An 18843-nucleotide genomic window follows, 5' to 3' on the forward strand; every position below is an offset into this window, starting at 1 on the left:
TAGGGACAGGGGGCCCGGCCCGAGGGCTACCGCAGCGCGCTCTTCACCAGCCGTACCGCGTTGCGTACCCGCCCGTCCGACACCGTGGCCAGCCTGCGCGCCACCGGGTGCGTCACCCGGGCCGTGAGTCCCGCCGGCTGCCAGCGGATCTGGAGGCGTCCCGCGCCCCGGCCCTCCGGCTCCACCGTCACCCGGTGCGGGGCGGCTCCCGAGTGGTAGCCGACGCGGGCGGTGAGCGCGGGGAAGTCCAGCGGCGCGAGCAGGATCGACGTGTTGCGCAGCCCGTGGTCCTGGAGCTGGAGCATCGGATGCCGTACGCCGTCGAAGCCGTGCACCGGGAGCGGGGCCGCCGCCAGGTCGAGGCGTACCCGGCCTTCGAAGACGCCGGGCCGCACCGGGTCGAGCCGCAGCTGCGTCGTCATGCGGCGCCGCCCCGGCGCCACGAGCAGGGTGGCGACCTGCGGGCCGACGGCGAGGCGCAGACCGGGGTCGTACGTGCGCAGCGACAGGTCGACGGTGGCGCCGGGGCCGCGCTCGATCCGCGTGATCTCGTGGCGGAAATGGGCGCCGGGGAACGGACGTGAGTACAACTCCTGGTCGGACAGGTCGAGTTCGGTGCGCGCCTCGGCCGAATAGGGGACGGTGGGTCCCCAGTAGACGGCGCCGGACGCGTCCAGGGCCGTCTCGCGCGGGCCCACCACGTGGCCGAGCCCGCGCGCGGCGAGCCGGGCGTCGGCGAGGCGGCCGTCGCGCACCAGTTGCAGGACGACCCGCTCCGGGCGCGGCAGCCGGGCGTACGCGCTCGGGGACAGTCCGGCCAGATACGGGTTCATGATCTCGGCGAACCCGGCCAGCCACGCGTCGTCCCGGTGGGGCAGGTCGCCCGCGTACATGCGGAAGTCGTGCTTGAGGAACTTGTAGTCCTTGTCCTCGCGCACCCCGGTGTGGCCGCCCGCCGTGAGGAACTCGTCGATGAGTTCCTGGACGTGGACGCGGTCGCGGACGTTGCTGAGCTTGTGCCGCTGGTTCGAGATCGACGCGGCGTCCTCGGCGACGAACGGCGCGATGTACCAGCGGTAGACCGGCTCGGGGATGACCGTGAAGGACTTCGCCAGGCAGTACGCCTGCGCCGAGAACAGCTGGTCCTCGTAGTGGATGCCCTCGGGGAAGCGCAGCTGGGTGCGGTCGAGGAACTCCCGCTTGTACATCTTGCTCGTCGACAAGTGCTCGAAGAACAGGCCGGGTTCGGTGTCGATCCCGTCGACCGTGCGGCGCTCCGCGACCAGGTGCGGCATCCACGTCGACGTGCGGCCCGTGTCGACACGTACCCGCTCGACCGCGCCCATCGCGAAGTCGACCTCCCGCTCCCGGTGCGCCGCGAGCAGCAACTCCACCGACTGCGGCGGGAGTTCGTCGTCGCTGTCGAGGAACATCAGGTACGGGGCGCGGGCGATGTCGAGCGCGCGGTTGCGGGGCGCGCTGCACCCGCCGCTGTTCTCCGGCAGCCGCAGGTAGCGCACCCGCGGGTCCGTGGCGGCGAGGCGGCGGGCCACCTCGGGGGTGGCGTCCGTCGAGTGGTCGTCGCTGATGACGACCTCGATGTTGCCGTGCGTCTGGGCCAGGACCGAGGCAACCGCGCGCGGCAGCCTCCCGGCGTCGTTGTAGACGATGACGGTGACCGTGACGTCGGGTGCGAGCGTCTTCGCGGGCGTGGTCATCGGTGGGCCGCCTCCTCGGGGCTGGGTGCGGGGGTGCGCTCGTCGACGGGGATCACCGGAGGCAGCGACGCCTCGGGCTCGCCGAGGAAGACGCGGCGCACGACCCGCTCGGCGGCGTGGCCGTCGTCGAACTCGCAGAACCGGCGGCGGAACGCGGCCCGAGCCTTCCCCGACGCCTCGTCGCGCCACGCGCCCGAGGTGAAGATCTCCGTCAGCTCCTCCTGCGTACGGGCGACGGGCCCGGGCGCCTCGGCGATCAGGTCGAAGTAGACCCCGCGGGTCTTCGCGTACATCTCCCAGTCGTCCGCGTAGATCACGATCGGGCGGTCCAGGCCGGCGTAGTCGAACATGATCGACGAGTAGTCCGTGACGAGGGCGTCCGCAGCGAGGCAGAGGTCCTCGACCGGGTCGTACGTGGACACGTCGATGACCCGGCCGCTGCGGCGCAGATCCGTGAGCGGCGAGCCCGCCGCGCCGTAGAAGTAGTGGCCGCGCACCAGGAGGACGGTGTCGTCGCCCAGGCGTTCGGCGAGCGCGGCGAGGTCGAGGCGCGGGGTCCAGGAGGCCTCGTAGTCGCGATGCGTCGGCGCGTACAGGAGGGCCCGCCGGCCGGGCGCGATGCCGAGGCGGTCGCGGACGGCGCGGACGTCGGCGGCCGTGGCGCGGTAGAAGACGTCGTTGCGCGGATAGCCGTACTCCAGCGTGTCGCAGTGCGTGGGGTAGGCGCGCTCCCACATCCGCGTGGAGTGGCTGTTCGACGTGATGCTGTAGTCCCACTTGTCGACGCGGGCGAGGAGCTGGCGGAAGTTGAGGCCCTTGGAGGCGGTGGGGTACTCGATCTGGTCGAGGCCCATGCGCTTGAGGGGCGTGCCGTGGTGGGTCATGACGTGGACGGCTTCGGGGCGCTTGACCACGCCGTTGGGGAAGTTGACGTTGTTGACGAAGTACGTGGCGCGGGCCATGACCTCCCAGTAGCGCCGAGAGCCGGGCACGACGTGGTCGGTGCCGGGCGGCAGGAGCGGCACGTCGGCCGCCCGGACCACCCACACCTGATGGATGCGCGGGGCGAGTTCGGCGAGCTTCGCGGCGATCGCGGCCGGGTTGCAGGAGACCCCGCGGTCCCAGTAGGAGGAGAACACGGCCAGGTCCGGGTCCACGGGCCGGCGCAGCTCCCGCTGGTAGCGGTGGGCGCGGACCTTCGCGCCGACCCGCCGCTTGCGCTCCCTGACCGCGGACTTCAGGCCGCGCCGCTTGTGGTTGACGCTCTGGAAGGCGCGGTACCGGGAGTACGCGTCCTCTTCGAGCAGGCGGCGCCGGATGCCTTCGAGCCCGGCGGGCCGGCGGTATCCCTCCGGGCGCCATGCGACGGCCGCGCGGGAGGCCCGGCGGAAGAACTCGCGGCCCACCGGTTCCGGCATCGCGGCGCGGGCCACGATCCGCATGCACTCGGTCGCCATCACGTCGTAGAGGACCGCGCGGGGGCCGTTCGGCGTGCCGTGGTCGGCCATCAGGCGCTGGAGGTCCTCGTAGCGGGCGACGGTCGCGTAGTGCTCCTCCTCGGTGAGCGGCGGCAGGCTCGCGGGGCGCAGCCTGCGCTCGTCGAGGACCACCTGCTGCAGAGCCGTGACGCGGCCGGCGAGGACGAGGGCGGCGCGGGCCGCGAACTCCTCGTCGGTGGCGGCCAGTTGGTCGCGGTGCTCCCGCCAGAACGCGGCGCGCAGGGCGCGGTTGCCGAGCAGCGGGGTGACCCTCAGCAGGTCGGGGCAGTCCGCGAGAGCCAGGTCGCGGCCGCCCGCCCTGGCGAGCGGACGGGCGTCGGGGCCCGGGGTGCCGGAGGTGTTCCAGGTCGAGCGGACATGGTCGGTGAGGACCACGTCCACGCGGTCCGGGCCGTCCGGGAGGTCCGCGAGCCGTTCGTGCAGCGCCCGCAGCGCGCCGGGGGGCACGCGGTCCTTGGCGTGCACGAACAGCAGCCACTCGCCCGAGGCCCGCTCGCCGCCGGCCGCGCGGGCTTCCTCGTCGGAGGTGGCGCGGGGCAGGGCCAGAACGGTGACGCGGCCCGGCACGTCGGCGGTCGGCGCCGGGTCGTCCACGGCGGCGACGACCAGCTCCGCCCCCTCGGGCAGCTGGCCGCTCACGCTGTCCAGGCAGTCCGCGAGATGCCCCTGCACGTCCTGGCCGTACACGATGACGCTGAGTTCCTGCACGGTCGCCGTCCCTTCTTCTCCTGGCGCACCATAGTGTCACCAATCGGATAAAAGGGATAAAGGAGTGGGCCGCCCGTTGGGCCGCCCACATCGGCCTCAGGCGGAAACGGCGACCTTGGCCTTCTTCGGCTGCGCCTTGGCGTCGTTCGGATTGGTGAACGCCTCGTACGCCTTGAGGACCTCGTCCGTCGGCCCGTCCATGCGCAGCTCGCCGCGCTCCAGCCACAGGACCCGGTCGCAGGTGTCGCGGATCGACTTGTTGTTGTGGCTGACGAGGAAGACCGTGCCGGCCTCCTTGCGCAGCTCGCGGATGCGGGACTCGGAGCGCTTCTGGAAGGACCGGTCGCCGGTGGCCAGGGCCTCGTCGATCAGCAGCACGTCATGGTCCTTGGCGGCGGCGATCGAGAACCTGAGCCGGGCGGCCATGCCGGAGGAGTACGTCCGCATGGGCAGGGTGATGAAGTCGCCCTTCTCGTTGATGCCGGAGAAGCCGACGATGTCGTCGTAGCGCTCACGGACCTCCTCGCGGCTCATGCCCATGGCGAGGCCGCCGAGGTGGACGTTGCGCTCGCCCGTGAGGTCGTTCATCAGCGCCGCGTTCACGCCGAGCAGGGACGGCTGGCCATGCGTGAAGATCCGGCCGTTCTCCGTCGGCAGCAGGCCCGCGACCGCCTTGAGCAGCGTCGACTTGCCCGACCCGTTCGTGCCGATCAGGCCGATCGCCTCGCCCTTGTAGGCGGTGAACGACACCTTCTTCACCGCGTGCACCTTGCGCACGCCGGCTCGCGCCTCGGCCTTCTTCCGCCCGCCGATGATGCGGCCGAGCGCGGCGGTCGCGGTGCCGCGGCCCGCCCCCGTGCCGTTCACGCGGTAGACGATGTCGACGTTGTCGACGATGACGGTGGGGATCCGCTCCCCGGAGGTGTCAGCCACGGCCGTACGTCTCCTCTGCCTTCCAGAAGTAGATGAACCCGCCCACGCCCGCGACCAGCGCCCACCCGGCCGCGATCGCCCACACGTGGGGCGGCAGCTGTCCGCGGTGGAAGCTGTCGATCAGGGCGAAGCGCATCAGGTCGATGTAGACGGCGGCCGGGTTCGCGGACAGCAGTACGTGCACGACGTGCGGCAGGTGCTGGTTCTTGAGCACCTTGTCGATGCTCCACATCACACCGGACGTGTACATCCACGTACGCAGCAGGAACGGCATCAGCTGCGCGATGTCCGGCGTCCGCGCGCCCATCCTCGCCATCACGAGGGCCACGCCGGTGTTGAACACGAACTGCAGCAGCAGGACCGGCAGGACCAGGAACCACGACATCGCCGGCGGAACGCCGAAGCAGAGCAGGATCACCACGAGCGCGCACATCGAGAACAGCAGCTGCTGGAGCTGCTGGAGCGCGAACGACACCGGCAGCGCGGCGCGCGGGAAGTGCAGCGCCCGTACGAGACCGAGGTTGCCGGAGATCGCGCGCGTGCCCGCCATGATCGAGCTCTGCGTGAACGTCCACACGAACACGCCCGTGACCAGGAACGGCACATAGTCCGGCACGTTGTGCTTCGTGTTCATCAGCACGCCGAAGATGAAGTAGTAGACCGCCGCGTTCAGGAGCGGGGTCGCCACCTGCCACACCTGGCCGAGCTTGGCCTGGCTGTACTGCGCGGTGAGCTTGGCCGTCGCGAACGCGGTGATGAAGTGGCGCCGCTGCCAGAGCTGGCCCACGTACGCCGAGAGGGTCGGGCGCGCGCCGCTGACCGAGAGGCCGTACCGCGCGGCGAGGACCGCGGGATCTTCCACCGGGGCGGTGGCCGCCGGCGGGGGAGGTGTGTCGACTGCCTGACTCACATCCGCTGCTTTCGCTCAAAGGGTCGGAGACGTCGGAACGGCGTCGGGACTGCGTCGGGACGGGTCCGTATCGTCGTTGCGCGAGCGTAGGGCGTCGCGACGTCGGAACGCAACCGTTTCGTCGTGCCGCCCTATGCTGTACGGATGACCAACGCCGACTCCTCCCCCGAGCTCTCGGCTTCGCTCGAGCAGGGGGGACCCCCATCGCCGACGCCACGTCGAAGAGCCCCCGCAGGCGCAGCAGTGCTCCGTGAGGATGTGACGGAAGCCATCCGCTCCGCCGTCTTCGAAGAGCTCGCCGCCGTGGGCTACGCCCGCATGTCCATCGAGGGGATCGCGCGCCGCGCGGGCGTCGGCAAGACAGCCGTCTACCGCCGCTGGCGCTCCAAACTGCACCTGGTCCTGGACCTGGTCTCCGCCATAGCGGTACAGGGTTTGCCGGCCCCGGACACGGGTTCCCTGGAGGGCGACCTGCGTCTCCTGTACGAGGTGACATCCCGGGCCCTGAGGCATCCGGTCGCCGGCCAGATCATCCCCGACCTCCAGGCCGAGGCCGCCCGCAACCCGGAAATCGCCGAGGCCATGCAGAAGGCGCTGCGCGAGGGGCAGTACGGGGTGGCGAACGGCATCGTGCGCAGCGCCGCCGCGCGCGGGGAGGTCAGGGCGGACCTCGACGAGGACCTCGCCCTCGACCTGATCTCGGGCCCGCTGTACTGGCGCGCGGTGGTGGTACGGACGCCGTTGCCCAAGGGGTATCTGGGGAAGCTGGCGGCGGCTACCGCGGCGGGGTTGAGGGCGCTGTAGCTGTAGCTGTAGCTGTGGCCGGCGCTGGGCTGCGTGGGTGATCGAGGCGGTCCAGGTGCCGGGGGGTTGGCGGATCTGGGCAACTCCGGGCGCAGCAGATGCCCGGTTTGGATCACCTGTCCGGGGCACGTCCGAGCGTCCCCCGAGCGAGGGGCGCTCGGTGGGGGTAGGTCGTTTCGCGCAAGGCGGCCCTGGGATTCATGAGGAGATCAGCTATGTACGCAGTGATCCGGCGTTACGAAGGAGTGACTGACTCGGCGGAGGCAGGACGCCGGGTGGACGAGGGATTCGTGCCTCTCCTCCGCCGGGCCCCCGGTTTCGTGGCCTACTACTGGGTGGACGCCGGGCACGGAGTGATGGTCTCCACCAGCGTCTTTGAGGACCGGTCCGGGGCCGAGGGGTCGATCGAACTGGCGGCGGACTTCGTACGGGACCACCTCTCGCCGCTCCTCCCCAACAGTCCTCAGGTCACGGCCGGCCCGGTCGTGGCCGCTGGGTAGCGGCCTGCGAAGTCACGGAACTCCGGCCGGAGCGGCGTCAGCAGGGCGGTGACGAGCGCGGCGCCGGGCATGACGCGATCAGGGTCGCCCCGCAGGCCAGTGCCGCCAGGCCCGTTCCGACGCTGATCAGGACCTGCGGGACGCCGCCGAAGGCGAAGCTGGTGGAGACGTAGGAGGCGCTACGGCTGGTTCAGCCCGTGCGCCCGGACCCATCCCTGCCATGCCGACTCGACCATGTCGCGTACGTCGCGCTTCGCCGTCCAGCCGAGCTCCGTCGCGATGCGGTCCGCGGCGGCGACGACGCGGGCCGGGTCGCCGGGGCGGCGCGGGGTGACGACGGGGTCGGTGCCGTGGCCCGTCGTCGCGTTGATCAGCTCGACCAGCTCCAGGACCGAGACGCCTTCGCCGCGGCCGATGTTGAGGGTGAGGTCGGTGCCGGGAGCCGCGCCGGAGAGGCGGCGGGCGGCGGCCACGTGGGCCTCGGCGAGGTCGGCGACGTGGATGTAGTCGCGTACGCAGGTCCCGTCGGGTGTCGGGTAGTCCGCGCCGAAGATCCGCGGAGCCTCGCCGGCGGTGAGCTTCTCGAAGACCATCGGTACGACGTTGAAGACGCCGGTGTCGGCCAGTTCGGGGGTGGCCGCGCCCGCCACGTTGAAGTAGCGCAGGGATGCCGTGGCGAGGCCGTGCGCCCGGCCCGTCGCGCGGACCAGCCACTCGCCGGCGAGTTTCGTCTCGCCGTACGGGCTCATCGGCAGGCACGGGGTGTCCTCGGTGACCAGGTCGACGTCGGGCATGCCGTACACCGCGGCGGACGAGGAGAAGACGAAGGACGGGACCCCGCCCGCGGTGACCGCCTCCAGGAGGACGCGCAGGCCCTCGACGTTCTCGCGGTAGTAGTGCAGCGGCAGCTCCACCGACTCGCCGACCTGCTTCTTCGCGGCGAGGTGGACGACGCCGGTGACGCCGTGCTCGGCGATGGCACGCGTCACGGCGTCCTCGTCCAGGGTCGAGGCGACGACCAGGGGTACGCCGTCCGGGACACGTTCGGCGACGCCGGTGGACAGGTCGTCGTAGACCACCGTCCGCTCGCCCGCCTCTTGCATGGCGCGGACGACGTGCGCCCCGATGTATCCGGCGCCGCCGGTGATCAGCCAGGTCATGTCGGTCCAGGGTCCCCTCGGTCGAGTCGGTTCGTGTCGTGCGGCCGGCGCTCTAGTGAAGCAGGCGGTTGAGGCGGCCGCGTGCCACCGCCAGGGTTCCGCGTACGCCCGGTGCGAGGCGCACGGCGAGGGCGCCGGAGTGGGTCGCGTACGGATGCGCGAGCAGGACGCCGTGGCGCAGGCTCGGCAGGACGGTGCGGCGCAGGAGGCCGGGGCCGGTGACGGCGTGGGCGCTCGCGTCGCGGCCCGTGCCGTCCGCGAAGTTCACATGGAGGCGCAGGTCCCAGGTGCCGGAGGCGAGCGCCGACAGGTCGAGGGACGCCTCGGCCTCCCAGGTCCCGGCGTCGGACCCGGGCACGAAGGGCACCGTGCGGCGTCGGGCGGGGCGGTGGCGCAGGCGGTCGACGACTTCGATGTCGACGGTGGCGGGGCCCGCCTCGGCGACGCGCCCGTACAGGTCGTACAGGCGCAGCCGCAGCCGTGAAACACGCGCGCGTGGCCGCAGTTCCGCCTCTATGGCGATGGGGAGGAGGCCCATGGGGCGTGTGAGGAGGTGTTCCAGGGTCACCTGGGGGAGGTCGTCGGACCAGATGGGCGTGCCGTCCGCGGCGCGTGCGTAGGGCGGGCGCAGGCGGGCGGGGCGGGCCGCGACCTCCTTGAGGCGGGGCAGGTCGCGCGGGTGGTCGGAGGCGAGGATCACGCGCGCGACGACGCGGCCGGGCGCGGGCGCCGCGTCGATGTCGGCCGTGTCGAACGTGGCGAGGTAGGCGCGGGTGCGGTCCCACCACGCGGCGCGGTACTCGGGGCTGCGCAGGTCGAGCTCGCGGGCGTACATACGCAGGCTGTGGTCGAGGAACCGGGTGCGGGCGGCGCGTGCCAGGCGCTTGTGCGAGGCGGTCATGAGGATCTCGGCGGACTGGCGGTGGGCCTCGATGCGGGCGGTCCAGTTGTCGAGTCCGGCGCGGTCCAGGGAGAGCGACAGGCGGTCGGCGTCGCGGCGGACGTGCCAGATGTAGACCAGGTCGGGGACGAGCGCGATGCGCGGTCCTGCGGCGAGCACGCGCGCGGTGAAGACGAAGTCCTCGTAGACGAAGTGGCCGTCGGGGAAGTGGATCCCGTGCTCGCGGAGGAAGTCCGTGCGGTAGAGCTTGTTGACGCAGAGGGTGTCGTGGACGAGGCGGGGGCGGCGCTCCGGGTGGGGGATCACGGCGGCCTCGGCGTACAGGCCGGGCTGCCACGGGATGTCGCGGCCCGAGGGGAGTTCGCGGCGCACACAGAGGCCGGCGGCGACCTCGGTGCCGTGCGTGAGAGCCGCGCCGAGCAGGGCGTCGACGGCGCCGGGCGGCAGCACGTCGTCGCTGTCCAGGAACATGACGAACGGCGCCGACGCGCTGTCGATGCCGTCGTTGCGGGGGGTGCCGCAGCCGCCGCTGTTCGTGGCGCGGCGCACCACCTTCAGGCGTGGCTCATTGCCGGCCAGGCGCTGGAGCAGCTCGCCGCTGCCGTCCGTCGAGCAGTCGTCGACGGCGATCACCTCGCGGACGGCGGGGCCCTGCGCGAGGGCGGAGCGTACGGCGTCGGTGACCCGTGCGGCGTCGTTGTAGCCGATGACGACGACGGAAACCTGTGACGGCTGGGGCTGGGGCTGGGGCTGGGGCTGCACTGCTTCCACAGAAGGAAATCCTAGGCCTTTGCGTTAATTGTCCGGTAAGTAAAATTCCTACTCCCTCGTTCCCTTCCACAGGGAGCGGTACGAGACGACGGCCCCGGCCAGGAGCAGGCCGTTGCGCGCCAGCATCAGCAGCGAGCCCGTCCAGGTGGCGGCCTCCACGTCGCGGTACAGGACCGGGTACGCGAGTGCGCTCAGGCCGGCCGCCGCCACGACGAGTACGGCGACGGGGCGCTGGGTGGTGCGGCGCGAGGTGAGGCAGACCGCGGCGAGCCCGAGCAGCCAGATCAGATACTGCGGGCTGATCACGCGGCTGGTGACGGTGAAGAGCAGGACGGCGCAGAGCGCGGCGTCGTACGGCGTCGCGGGGCTCCAGCTCTGCGCCCGCAGCCGCCAGAGCACCAGCAGCGCCGCCGCGACGGCGGTGAGCACCAGGGAAGCGGCGGCCACCACGCCGACGTGCGGGCCGACGTACTCCATCGCCCCGAACCGGTAGCGGACCTGCCCGGACCAGCCCGCCCTGCGCGCGAAGGACAGGGCCGTGCCGCCCAGCGACTCGATCTGCACGCCCCGTCCGCCCTGCTGGCGCACGAACGAGAACGGCGAGCGGAAGGCGACCGCGAGGACCACCAGGATCACGGCGGCGGAGGTGAGCGCCGCCGTCCACGCCTCCCGGCTCGTGCGTCCCCGGGGTGTGCCGAGCAGGGCGAGCGCGGGCCACACCTTCACCAGCGCGCCGCACGCCGCGAGCACGCCGCCCGTGCGCGGGTACCGCCCCATGAGCAGCAGCGCGAACACGGCGAGTGCGGTGACCTCGACGTCGTAGCGGGCCAGCGGGATGTGGAGCAGGAGCGGCAGTCCGGCCACCCATAGCCAGGCGCCGCCCGCGCTGCGTCTCGGCCGCGCGCCGGTCCGGGCGAGGGCGAGCGTAACCAGGGCGTCCGTGGCGAGCGTCAGGGCGACGAAGGCCTGGAAGTAGGTGAGGCCGGGGATCAGGCCGGGCGCCAGGAGAACGGGGCCCGCGCCGGGCGGGTACTGCCACATCGGGTCACCGGCGGGGAAGGCGCCGCCGGCGAGGGTGGCGTACCAGCGGGCGTACAGCGTGTGTACCTCGTGCGCGATGCCGCCGACGCCGAGCGGGGCGCGCCCGTCCGTGACGAGCAGGGCGAGCATCGCGGCGCGGGTGGCCAGCCAGGTCAGGGGAAGCGCCGCCCGTGCGAGGGGTCCGGGGCGGACCCAGGTCGCGTGGACGGGCGCTGCGGTGGTGGGCGGCGGCTGAGTCTCGAGCGTCACCTGCGCGAGCGTACGAGCGCATGCCCCTATATGCGGTGATAATCAGCCGAATGGGGCGTTCGTGTCGGGCGGAGTGGCGCCGCATCCGGCGCCGGCGGCCCGCTACGCGTCCAGTGCCGCCCCGTCCAGCGCCGTCGTCAGGCGGTCCAGGCGGGCGCGCATGTCCTCGATCTCCGCCAGGTCGAAGCCCGTCGCGGCCGCGATCCGGCGCGGCACCAGCGCCGCGCGCTCACGCAGCTCGGTGCCCGCGCCGGTCGGCCGGACGTTCACCGAGCGCTCGTCGCGCGCGCTGCGCTCCCGCTGGACGAGACCGGCCGCCTCCAGGCGCTTGAGCAGCGGCGACAGCGTGCCCGAGTCGAGCCGCAGCCGTTCCCCGAGTCGCTTCACGGGCAGTTCGCCGTCCTCCCAGAGCACGAGCATGACCAGGTACTGGGGGTAGGTCAGGCCCAGGTCCTTGAGGAGCGTGCGGTAGACGCCGCCGAAGGCGCGCGAGGCGGCGTTCAGGGAGAAGCAGATCTGGCGGTCGAGCCGCAGGAATTCCTCGTCGCCGGTCGTCTCGGTGGTCATGGCTCCAGGGTAACCGGGGAAGTCCGGTGCGCCACTTAGTTGTGCACAACTGAATTGCGTGCTCTACTTGTATCCGTCAGCGCGGCACGCACTTCGCCGCGGACGTCACCGCGGACTTCACCGCATGAGGGATGGATTTTCATGGACGCGATCTACACCGCCGTAGCCACCGCCACCCACGGCCGTGACGGCCGCGCCGTCAGCTCCGACGGCCGCCTCGACCTCCAGCTGGGCATCCCCACGGAGATGGGCGGCAACGGTCAGGGCACCAACCCCGAGCAGCTCTTCGCCGCCGGGTACTCCGCCTGTTTCGCCAGCGCGCTCGGCCTCGTCGGCCGCGCCGCGAAGGTCGACATCAGCGACGCCGCGGTGACCGCCGAGGTCGGCATCGGCAAGCAGGGCGAAGGCTTCGGGCTCGCGGTCACGTTGCGCGTGGAGCTGCCGGAGTCGGTCGACGCCGAGACCGGCCGGAAGCTGGTCGAGCAGGCCCACCAGGTCTGCCCCTACTCGAACGCGACCCGCGGCAACATCGACGTCGACCTCGTCGTCGAGTAGCCGTATCGCGCGGTCGCATCGAACGGTCGTATGGAGCGGCCGTATCGAGCAGCCGTACCGAGCAGTCGTATCGGGGCACTCCCCGGCGGCCGGGCGCCCCCGGCCGCCGGGGAGTGCCCCGTTTCTCGTTCCCGTCCCGCACCGCAGACATGACCCACGACGGCAAGGCTGCGTCATAAATACGGTCATTTGGGACAGGATCGGCGCGTGCGCATCTCTTCGGACGGTCCGCGCGGCCGCATCCCCAGGGCCCTTCCCCCCGCCACTCCCGTCGTGACCGCGGTCCTGCTGCCGGGCGTGCTGATGCTGGGCCTCGGACTCTGGGGGCTCGACCGCGGCACGATATGGCGGGACGAGGCCGCGACGATGCTCGTCGCCACCCGCTCCCTGTCCCAGATCCACCATCTCCTCGGCAACATCGACGCGGTCCACGGCCTCTACTACGTACTGATCCACTTCGTGCTCGCCGGGCGGACCGACGCCTACCTGATGCGACTGCCGTCCGTACTCGGCGCGACCGCGGCGGCCTGCCTCGTCGCCGCGCTCGGCGTCCGCCTGGCCCGGCCCCGCGTCGGCCTGTGGGCCGGACTCCTCTACGCCGCCTCGCCGTTCACCATCTACTACGCCCAGGAGGGCCGCTCGTACGCGATCGTCGCGGCGGGCGCGGCGGCGGCGACGCTCCTGCTCGTCCACTGCGTACGGCATCCGTCGTGGCCCGCCTGGGCCGGGTACGCGGCGCTCGTGACGGTGACGGCGTGGCTCCACGAGTTCGCCGTGCTCGTCCTCGCCGCGCACGCCGTCACCCTCCTCGTCTCGCGCGCGGCCCCCGTGCTGTGGCGGGGCTGGGCGGCCGCCGCCGCTGCCGCCGTCCTGCTGGTGCTGCCCCTCGCCGACGAGGCGCGGGAGCAGAGCTTCCAGGTGGCGTGGATCCGCAGGCCGGGCTGGGCGGACGCGGAGGCGCTGCTGCGGCTCGCCGTCGGTCACCCCGGCGCCGTCTTCAACACCACGTTCCTGCTCGCCGCGGTCGCCGTGCTCGCCCCCGCGGTCCGCCGGGGGGCGTGCGGACTCGTGGCGGTCGCGCTGCCGCTGGCCGTGCTGCCGCCCGCGCTGCTGTTCGCCGTGTCGCAGTGGCAGCCGCTGTACGCGCCGCGCTACACGTTCTTCGCGTTCGCCGGGCTGCCCCTGCTGGTCGCGGCCGGCGCGGACGCGGTCCTGCGGCGCCTGCCGGAGCGGGTGCGGCCCTCCCGGTACGTCCAGGTGACCGCCGGGGCCGCCCTGGTCGCCGTGGCGTTCTGGGTGCAGTTCCCGGCGCAGCTGCGCGAGCGGTCGCCCGAGAGCCGCAGGGACGACTTCGGGGCCGTGGCGCGGATGGCCGAGCGGGACCTGCGGCCCGGTGACGCGCTGCTCTACGTACCGAAGACCGGCCGACGCCTGACGGAGACGTATCCGCGCGCGGTCGCGGGCGTGCGCGATGTGGCCCTGAAGTCGACGGGCGCCCACTCCGGAACCCTCTACGGCGTGGACGCGAGCCCCACCGAGATCCGCGCCCGGATGGCGTGCCTGACCCGCGTCTGGGTCCTCTTCGACACGGAGGCGGGCCACCCCGGCTGGCGCAGCCCCAACCCGGTCGAGGAGACCAAACTCGTGCTCCTGGAGCGGGACTTCACACCCCTCGTCGAGTCGAGACGCCGCAGCGGCCTGCTCCGCCTGTACGAACGCGTCGGCGGCCCGGCGCCCACCTGCGCGGCCTCCGCGGGGCCTGCCGCGGCGACCGTCACTCCCACCGAGCCCACGTTGGAGTCCCCATGAACGCCACGCTCTTCGCCCTGCTCGACAACCGCCGCTCCGACCGGGCGTCGACCGTGCCCGCCGCCCGCGCCTCACCCGCCGGACCCGCGTCCCGCGTCCGCCGGTGGGCCGACGCCGCCGCCGTGCTCGCGGCCACGGCGCTGATCGCGGTCAGGGCCGCCGGACTCGGGCGCTGGATCGTCGACGACGCCGCCGTCACCTTCGCCTACGCCCGCAGCGTCGACGAGGGCCTCGGCCCGGTCCAACTCCCGGGCGCCGCACCGGTGGAGGGGTACTCCAACCCGTCCTGGCTCGCCCTGATGGCCCTCGGCCGCAGACTCGGACTCTTCGACCACGGCGCCTTCCTGGGCGTCAGCGACCTGGTCCTCTACCCGAAGGCACTCGCCCTGCTGTGCACGGCAGGCACCCTCGCGTGCATCGCGTGGGCTGCCCGCGCCGTGGTGCCCGGCCGCGCCTGGGCGGTGACGCTCCTGGCGGGCACGGTCCTCGCCACGAACCTGTCCTACGTGGCCTGGTCCTTCTCCGGCCTGGAAAACCCGCTGTACGGGCTGACGGCCGCGGCGATGGCGGCGGTGCTGGTGCGAGGGGTCGACGCGCGCGGTCCGGCCGGCGTGCGGGGAGTCGCCCGCGACGGTCTCACCGCCCTGGCCGCCCCACGCGCCGAACTCACCAGCCCACGCACCGCCCTGGCCGCCGCCGCGCTCGCCCTGCTCGCCGCGCTGACCCGCCCCGACGGCGCCGTACTCGCGGCCGCCTACCCGCTCGTCCTGGTCCTGTTCCTGCGCCGCCGCGACCTGGCCCGGTCGGTCCGCGCGCTGGCCCTGCACGCCGCCGCCGTCGCCGTGCCCTACGGCGCGTTCCTCCTGTGGCGGCACGCCGTCTTCGGGCTGTGGGTGCCGAACACGGCGGTCGCCAAGGCGCAGCAGACCCCGCGACTTTCCCAACTCGCCCAGGCCGGCGACCTGTTGACGTACGCGGGCTGGGCCTTCGCGCTGATCGGTGCGCTGTGCGCCGGTGCGGTGCTCGCCCGGCCCGGCAAGGGGCGCCGGGCCCTTGTGGCGCTGCTCGTGCCACTGCTCCTGACGCTGCTCGCCTACGGGGTGCTCGGCCGGGACTGGATGGCCCTGTACCGGTTCGCGACCCCGGTGTGGGTGCTCGCGGCGGCCGTCGCCGCCCTGTCGGCCGTAGTGCTGTGGGAGGCGGAACGAGTCCGCGGCAGGGCCGTCCTCGTCACGGCGCTGACCGGCGCGCTCGTCCTCGCGCACGCCGGACAGGCCGGCCGTGAGGCCTCGTTCGAGGCCCACCCGACGCTCTCGATGTGCTTCGTCGCCGAACGCTACGGCCAGGTCTTCAACACCTACGCCCAGCGCCTCGGCCTGCGCCACGCCACCGTCGCCCTGCCCGACCTCGGCGGCACGCTGCTCACCACGCGGCTGCGCGTACTGGACCTGGCGGGCCTGACCGACCGCCGCGTCGCGGACGCGTACGCCGCCGGCGACACACGCGCCCTGCGCGACCACGTCCTGCGCGCCGAGCGCCCCGAACTCCTGCACGTCCACGCGGCCTGGGTAAACAAGCCGGGCCTGACCCTCGCACGCCTCGCGGAGGCCGGCTACGTCCCGCTGTACCGGCAGCAGAACGGCGGTGACTTCGTCCGGGCCGATGCCGTCCACGACCCCGCCCGCATCACCGCCGTACGCGCCTGGGCGAAGCCACGTCTCGACCGCCTGATCGCCGGACAGAACCACACCGGCGGCTGCGGCGCCACCCTCACCCCGGGACAGGGGGCCACCCTGTGACCACCACGTTCCTCCCCGCGCCCGCCCGCTCCCGCCCCGCGAAGGAGCGCGCGCCGCGGCTCGACTCGCTGACCGGGATGCGCTTCGTGGCGGCCCTCGCCGTCTTCGTGCACCACACCACCGGCCTCGCCCCGGGCAGCGGTCTGGCGCAGGCGCCGGTTCTCTTCCCGTACTCGACGATGGGCGTCAACGGCGTCGGGTTCTTCTTCGTGCTGTCCGGGTTCCTGCTGGCCTGGGGGCACCGCCCCGGCACGCGTCGCGGTCTCTTCTACTGGCGTCGCGCCGGCCGCATCTGGCCCGCGCATCTCGTCGCCACCATCCCGTGCATCTGGGTGTTCTACCTCTGGGGCGGCGTGCCGACGGACGCGTTCAGCTCCGTCGCGTCGCTGCTGCTCGTGCAGACCTGGTTCCCCGGCGTCGTGCCGATGTTCCCCGGCAACGGCGTGGCCTGGACGCTCAGTGTCGAGGTGTTCTTCTACCTCCTGTTCCCCTGGGTGATCGGCCCCGCCCTGCGCCTGCGCACCCGATCCCTCGCGCTCCTCGCGGCGTCCGGTCTCGCCGGCATGTGGGCCGTCAACTGGTGGGCCGCCGCGCACCTTTCGCCCTTTGCCCGCGAATGGGTCATGCGCCACCCGGTGACGCGCCTGCCCGAGTTCGCCGTCGGCCTCGTGTGCGCGATCACCCTGCGCCGCGGCCACCGCATCGCCCTGCGCCCGGCCGCACTGCTCGCCGCCTTCGCCGCGTACACGGCCGTGTACTGCCACCGGGCCGACTGGTTCTCCTCGCAGACGGTGGCCCAACTGCAATGGACCGTCCGCCCGTTCGTCGCCGTGTTCGCGGCGCTCTTCATCGTCGCGTACGCCCAGCGCGAGCTGTCCGGGCGCCGGGGAGCGCTCTGTTCGCGCCCCATGGTGCTGCTCGGCGCGTGGTCGTACGCGTTCTATCTGCTGCACCAGACGGTGAACCGGTACGTGCAGGACACCTGGGGCCGGATGCGGCCCGACAACTCCGCGCTGTTCGCGCTGTGCGGACTCGCCGTCGCGGTCGTCGCACTGTCCTGGGCGCTGTTCACGTACGTCGAGGAACCGGCCAGGAAGTGGTGGTCCCGGCACACGCCACGCCGCCTCGCACGGTGACCCGAGGGGGTCGGGCGCGTTGAAAGGCCATCACGTCCCCCCAACCCCCTCGACGGAGGCCGCCATGCACCAGTCCGCGTACGAACAGATGGAGCTCTGTGTCCGGAGCTACCTGCCGCGCGGGCGGCGCCTGCGGGTGGTCGACCTCGGCGCGCGGGTCTCTGACGGGCAGGTGCGCACCCACAAGTCGCTCCTGGAGGGGTACGACACCGAGTACGTCGGCGTCGACGTGCAGGAGGGGCGCAACGTGGACGCGGTGATGGCGAAGCCGTACCGCATCCCGGTTCGCTCCAACAGCGCCGACTTCCTCATTTCCGGCCAGGCCTTCGAGCACATCCCGTTCTTCTGGGCGTCGATGCTGGAGATCGCCCGGGTCCTCAAGCCGGAGGGCACGGCGTTCCTCACGGCCCCCTCGCGCGGCCATGTGCACGACGCGCAGGACTGCTGGCGCTACTACCCGGACGGGATGCGCGCCCTGGCCGCGTACACGCGCCTCGAACTGCGGGAGGTGTACACCGACTTCCCGCCGATGAACGGCATCCGGCACGCCTACGGCAGCATCGACGCCAAGCACGCGTATTGGGGCGGCACCGTCGGCGTCTTCCGCAAGCCCGCCAAGTACCCGCGCCTGACCATGGCGTTCGTGCGCTCCACCACGCGCTGGTGGGCCAACCGCGTCGGCGGGGTCGACGGGGTGCCGCTGCCCACGCCGCTGGCCGGGCGGGAGCGGTGCGGCCGTCCGGTGGCCGTGGTTCCCAGGCCCGCGGGCGTATCAAATGCAGAGAAACGCCTACTGGTTGACGAAAAGTGACATGCGGAATATCGCGGACGTAGGGTGCCGCGCATGGCATGGCGAAGCGCAGTGAATGGCGTCATCAAGCAGTTCACCGGGTACCAGCTGACCCGCGTACCGGTGCCCGCTCCCCGGCAGGCCGGCCGCGCGCCCGAGCAGTCGGCGCCGGCATCCAGGCCGAAGCCGAAGCAGACGCCGAAACCCAAGGGTCTGGTCCTCCCCGCGGACTACGACGACGAGGCGAAGGACATCATCCGTGCGGTCAAGCCGTACACGATGACGTCCCCGGAGCGGCTCAACGCCTTCATCCTCGCCACCCGCCACATCGTCAGGCACAACATCCCCGGCGACATCGTCGAGTGCGGTGTGTGGCGCGGCGGTTCGATGCAGGCCTGCGCCAAGACCCTCCTCTCGCAGGGCGACACGGAGCGCGGCCTCTACCTCTTCGACACGTACGAGGGCATGACGCCGCCCACCGAGGAGGACCTCAGGCGCGACGGCAAGTCCGCCGGGGAGCTGCTCGCCACCCAGGCCAAGGACCGCCCGATCTGGGCCGTCGCCACCCTGGACGACGTCAAGTCCGGCTTCAAGGCCGTGCCTTACCCCGAGGAGCGCGTCCACTTCGTGCGCGGCAAGGTCGAGGACACCGTCCCCGGACAGGCCCCGGAGCAGATCTCGATCCTGCGCCTCGACACCGACTGGTACGCCTCCACCAAGCACGAACTCGACCATCTCTACGACCGGTTGGTGCCCGGCGGCGTCCTCCTCATCGACGACTACGGCTACTGGCAGGGCTCGCGGCAGGCCGTCGACGAGTTCCTGGAGAAGACCGGCGAGCGACTCCTGCTCCTGCGCATGGACGAGGGGCGCATCGCCGTCAAGCCCTGACCCGGCAGGCCCGCAGCCCCCGACCCGACCCCACCGATCCCGCGCAGCGCGGCCGTCCGCCGGCCCGCCGCGCGGGATCGCTGCGTGATCACCCGAATGGCT

The 18843-nt window shown here is 72.5% G+C and carries 16 protein-coding genes; 8 read left to right on the forward strand and 8 right to left on the reverse strand.

The features are described 5' to 3' along the window. Nucleotides 1-26: 26 nt before the first annotated feature. The 4 genes from ACIPWY_RS10080 to ACIPWY_RS10095 form a co-directional block, all read right to left on the reverse strand. Entirely contained in the window at nt 27-1718 is a 1692-nt protein-coding gene (locus ACIPWY_RS10080; RefSeq protein WP_393704664.1) for a glycosyltransferase family 2 protein, read from the reverse strand. Beyond that, on the reverse strand, nt 1715-3925 hold the full coding sequence (locus ACIPWY_RS10085) for a CDP-glycerol:glycerophosphate glycerophosphotransferase (RefSeq protein ID WP_362906379.1): 2211 nt from the start codon (nt 3923-3925) through the stop codon (nt 1715-1717). The genes ACIPWY_RS10080 and ACIPWY_RS10085 overlap by 4 nt, the downstream gene beginning before the upstream one ends. Before the next feature lie 96 nt (nt 3926-4021). Continuing rightward, nucleotides 4022-4858 (reverse strand): ABC transporter ATP-binding protein, encoded by an 837-nt coding sequence (locus tag ACIPWY_RS10090; RefSeq protein ID WP_362906378.1) that lies wholly within the window; start codon nt 4856-4858, stop codon nt 4022-4024. Then, nucleotides 4851-5768, reverse strand: coding sequence for an ABC transporter permease (locus ACIPWY_RS10095; RefSeq protein ID WP_362906376.1), 918 nt, complete (start codon nt 5766-5768; stop codon nt 4851-4853). Before ACIPWY_RS10095 ends, ACIPWY_RS10090 begins: the two co-directional genes overlap by 8 nt. Before the next feature lie 144 nt (nt 5769-5912). On the opposite strand from ACIPWY_RS10095, the gene ACIPWY_RS10100 reads away from it, so the two are divergent. Next, on the forward strand, nt 5913-6572 hold the full coding sequence (locus ACIPWY_RS10100; RefSeq protein ID WP_362906374.1) for a TetR/AcrR family transcriptional regulator: 660 nt from the start codon (nt 5913-5915) through the stop codon (nt 6570-6572). 215 nt (nt 6573-6787) lie between these two features. Further along, complete coding sequence (locus tag ACIPWY_RS10105) at nt 6788-7072, forward strand: hypothetical protein (RefSeq protein ID WP_362906372.1); 285 nt, start codon at nt 6788-6790, stop codon at nt 7070-7072. 179 nt (nt 7073-7251) lie between these two features. On the opposite strand, the gene galE is transcribed toward ACIPWY_RS10105, so the two are convergent. From galE to ACIPWY_RS10125, 4 genes are all read right to left on the reverse strand, one after another. Beyond that, a complete protein-coding gene (galE, locus tag ACIPWY_RS10110) occupies nt 7252-8232 on the reverse strand; it encodes a UDP-glucose 4-epimerase GalE (RefSeq protein ID WP_393704660.1) in 981 nt (326 codons plus the stop codon). A 52-nt stretch (nt 8233-8284) separates the two neighbouring features. Next, complete coding sequence (locus ACIPWY_RS10115; RefSeq protein ID WP_401532699.1) at nt 8285-9904, reverse strand: glycosyltransferase family 2 protein; 1620 nt, start codon at nt 9902-9904, stop codon at nt 8285-8287. A 48-nt stretch (nt 9905-9952) separates the two neighbouring features. After that, entirely contained in the window at nt 9953-11194 is a 1242-nt protein-coding gene (locus ACIPWY_RS10120; protein ID WP_362906366.1) for a glycosyltransferase family 87 protein, read from the reverse strand. A gap of 102 nt (nt 11195-11296) precedes the next feature. After that, entirely contained in the window at nt 11297-11761 is a 465-nt protein-coding gene (locus tag ACIPWY_RS10125) for a MarR family winged helix-turn-helix transcriptional regulator (protein ID WP_401532701.1), read from the reverse strand. Between the two features lie 141 nt (nt 11762-11902). Here ACIPWY_RS10125 and ACIPWY_RS10130 point away from each other — a divergent pair, with 141 nt between their 5' ends. The 6 genes from ACIPWY_RS10130 to ACIPWY_RS10155 all read left to right on the forward strand — a co-directional run bounded on the left by ACIPWY_RS10130 (nt 11903) and on the right by ACIPWY_RS10155 (nt 18741). Beyond that, nucleotides 11903-12316, forward strand: a complete 414-nt coding sequence (locus tag ACIPWY_RS10130; protein WP_362906362.1) for an organic hydroperoxide resistance protein — start codon at nt 11903-11905, stop codon at nt 12314-12316. Nucleotides 12317-12523: 207 nt separating this feature from the next. Then, nucleotides 12524-14125, forward strand: a complete 1602-nt coding sequence (locus tag ACIPWY_RS10135; protein ID WP_401532704.1) for a hypothetical protein — start codon at nt 12524-12526, stop codon at nt 14123-14125. Beyond that, nucleotides 14122-15924, forward strand: a complete 1803-nt coding sequence (locus ACIPWY_RS10140; protein WP_401532706.1) for a hypothetical protein — start codon at nt 14122-14124, stop codon at nt 15922-15924. Before ACIPWY_RS10135 ends, ACIPWY_RS10140 begins: the two co-directional genes overlap by 4 nt. After that, nucleotides 15921-17060, forward strand: coding sequence for an acyltransferase family protein (locus tag ACIPWY_RS10145; RefSeq protein WP_401532708.1), 1140 nt, complete (start codon nt 15921-15923; stop codon nt 17058-17060). Before ACIPWY_RS10140 ends, ACIPWY_RS10145 begins: the two co-directional genes overlap by 4 nt. 64 nt (nt 17061-17124) lie before the next feature. After that, complete coding sequence (locus ACIPWY_RS10150) at nt 17125-17871, forward strand: methyltransferase domain-containing protein (protein ID WP_401532710.1); 747 nt, start codon at nt 17125-17127, stop codon at nt 17869-17871. A 33-nt stretch (nt 17872-17904) separates the two neighbouring features. After that, complete coding sequence (locus ACIPWY_RS10155) at nt 17905-18741, forward strand: TylF/MycF/NovP-related O-methyltransferase (protein ID WP_362906352.1); 837 nt, start codon at nt 17905-17907, stop codon at nt 18739-18741. The last annotated feature ends 102 nt before the right edge of the window (nt 18742-18843 follow it).

Origin of the sequence: Streptomyces sp. NPDC090032 (assembly GCF_044748025.1) — a bacterium.
Taxonomy (GTDB): Bacteria; Actinomycetota; Actinomycetes; order Streptomycetales; family Streptomycetaceae; genus Streptomyces.

What these genes read in the sequence shown, in the direction of transcription:
- ACIPWY_RS10080 (WP_393704664.1), bottom strand. Translation starts at nt 1,718, where the DNA reads ATGACCACGCCCGCGAAGACGCTCGCACCCGACGTCACGGTCACCGTC.
- ACIPWY_RS10100 (WP_362906374.1), top strand. Translation starts at nt 5,913, where the DNA reads ATGACCAACGCCGACTCCTCCCCCGAGCTCTCGGCTTCGCTCGAGCAG.
- ACIPWY_RS10105 (WP_362906372.1), top strand. Translation starts at nt 6,788, where the DNA reads ATGTACGCAGTGATCCGGCGTTACGAAGGAGTGACTGACTCGGCGGAG.
- galE (WP_393704660.1), bottom strand. Translation starts at nt 8,232, where the DNA reads ATGACCTGGCTGATCACCGGCGGCGCCGGATACATCGGGGCGCACGTC.
- ACIPWY_RS10125 (WP_401532701.1), bottom strand. Translation starts at nt 11,761, where the DNA reads ATGACCACCGAGACGACCGGCGACGAGGAATTCCTGCGGCTCGACCGC.
- ACIPWY_RS10130 (WP_362906362.1), top strand. Translation starts at nt 11,903, where the DNA reads ATGGACGCGATCTACACCGCCGTAGCCACCGCCACCCACGGCCGTGAC.
- ACIPWY_RS10140 (WP_401532706.1), top strand. Translation starts at nt 14,122, where the DNA reads ATGAACGCCACGCTCTTCGCCCTGCTCGACAACCGCCGCTCCGACCGG.
- ACIPWY_RS10150 (WP_401532710.1), top strand. Translation starts at nt 17,125, where the DNA reads ATGCACCAGTCCGCGTACGAACAGATGGAGCTCTGTGTCCGGAGCTAC.
- ACIPWY_RS10155 (WP_362906352.1), top strand. Translation starts at nt 17,905, where the DNA reads ATGGCATGGCGAAGCGCAGTGAATGGCGTCATCAAGCAGTTCACCGGG.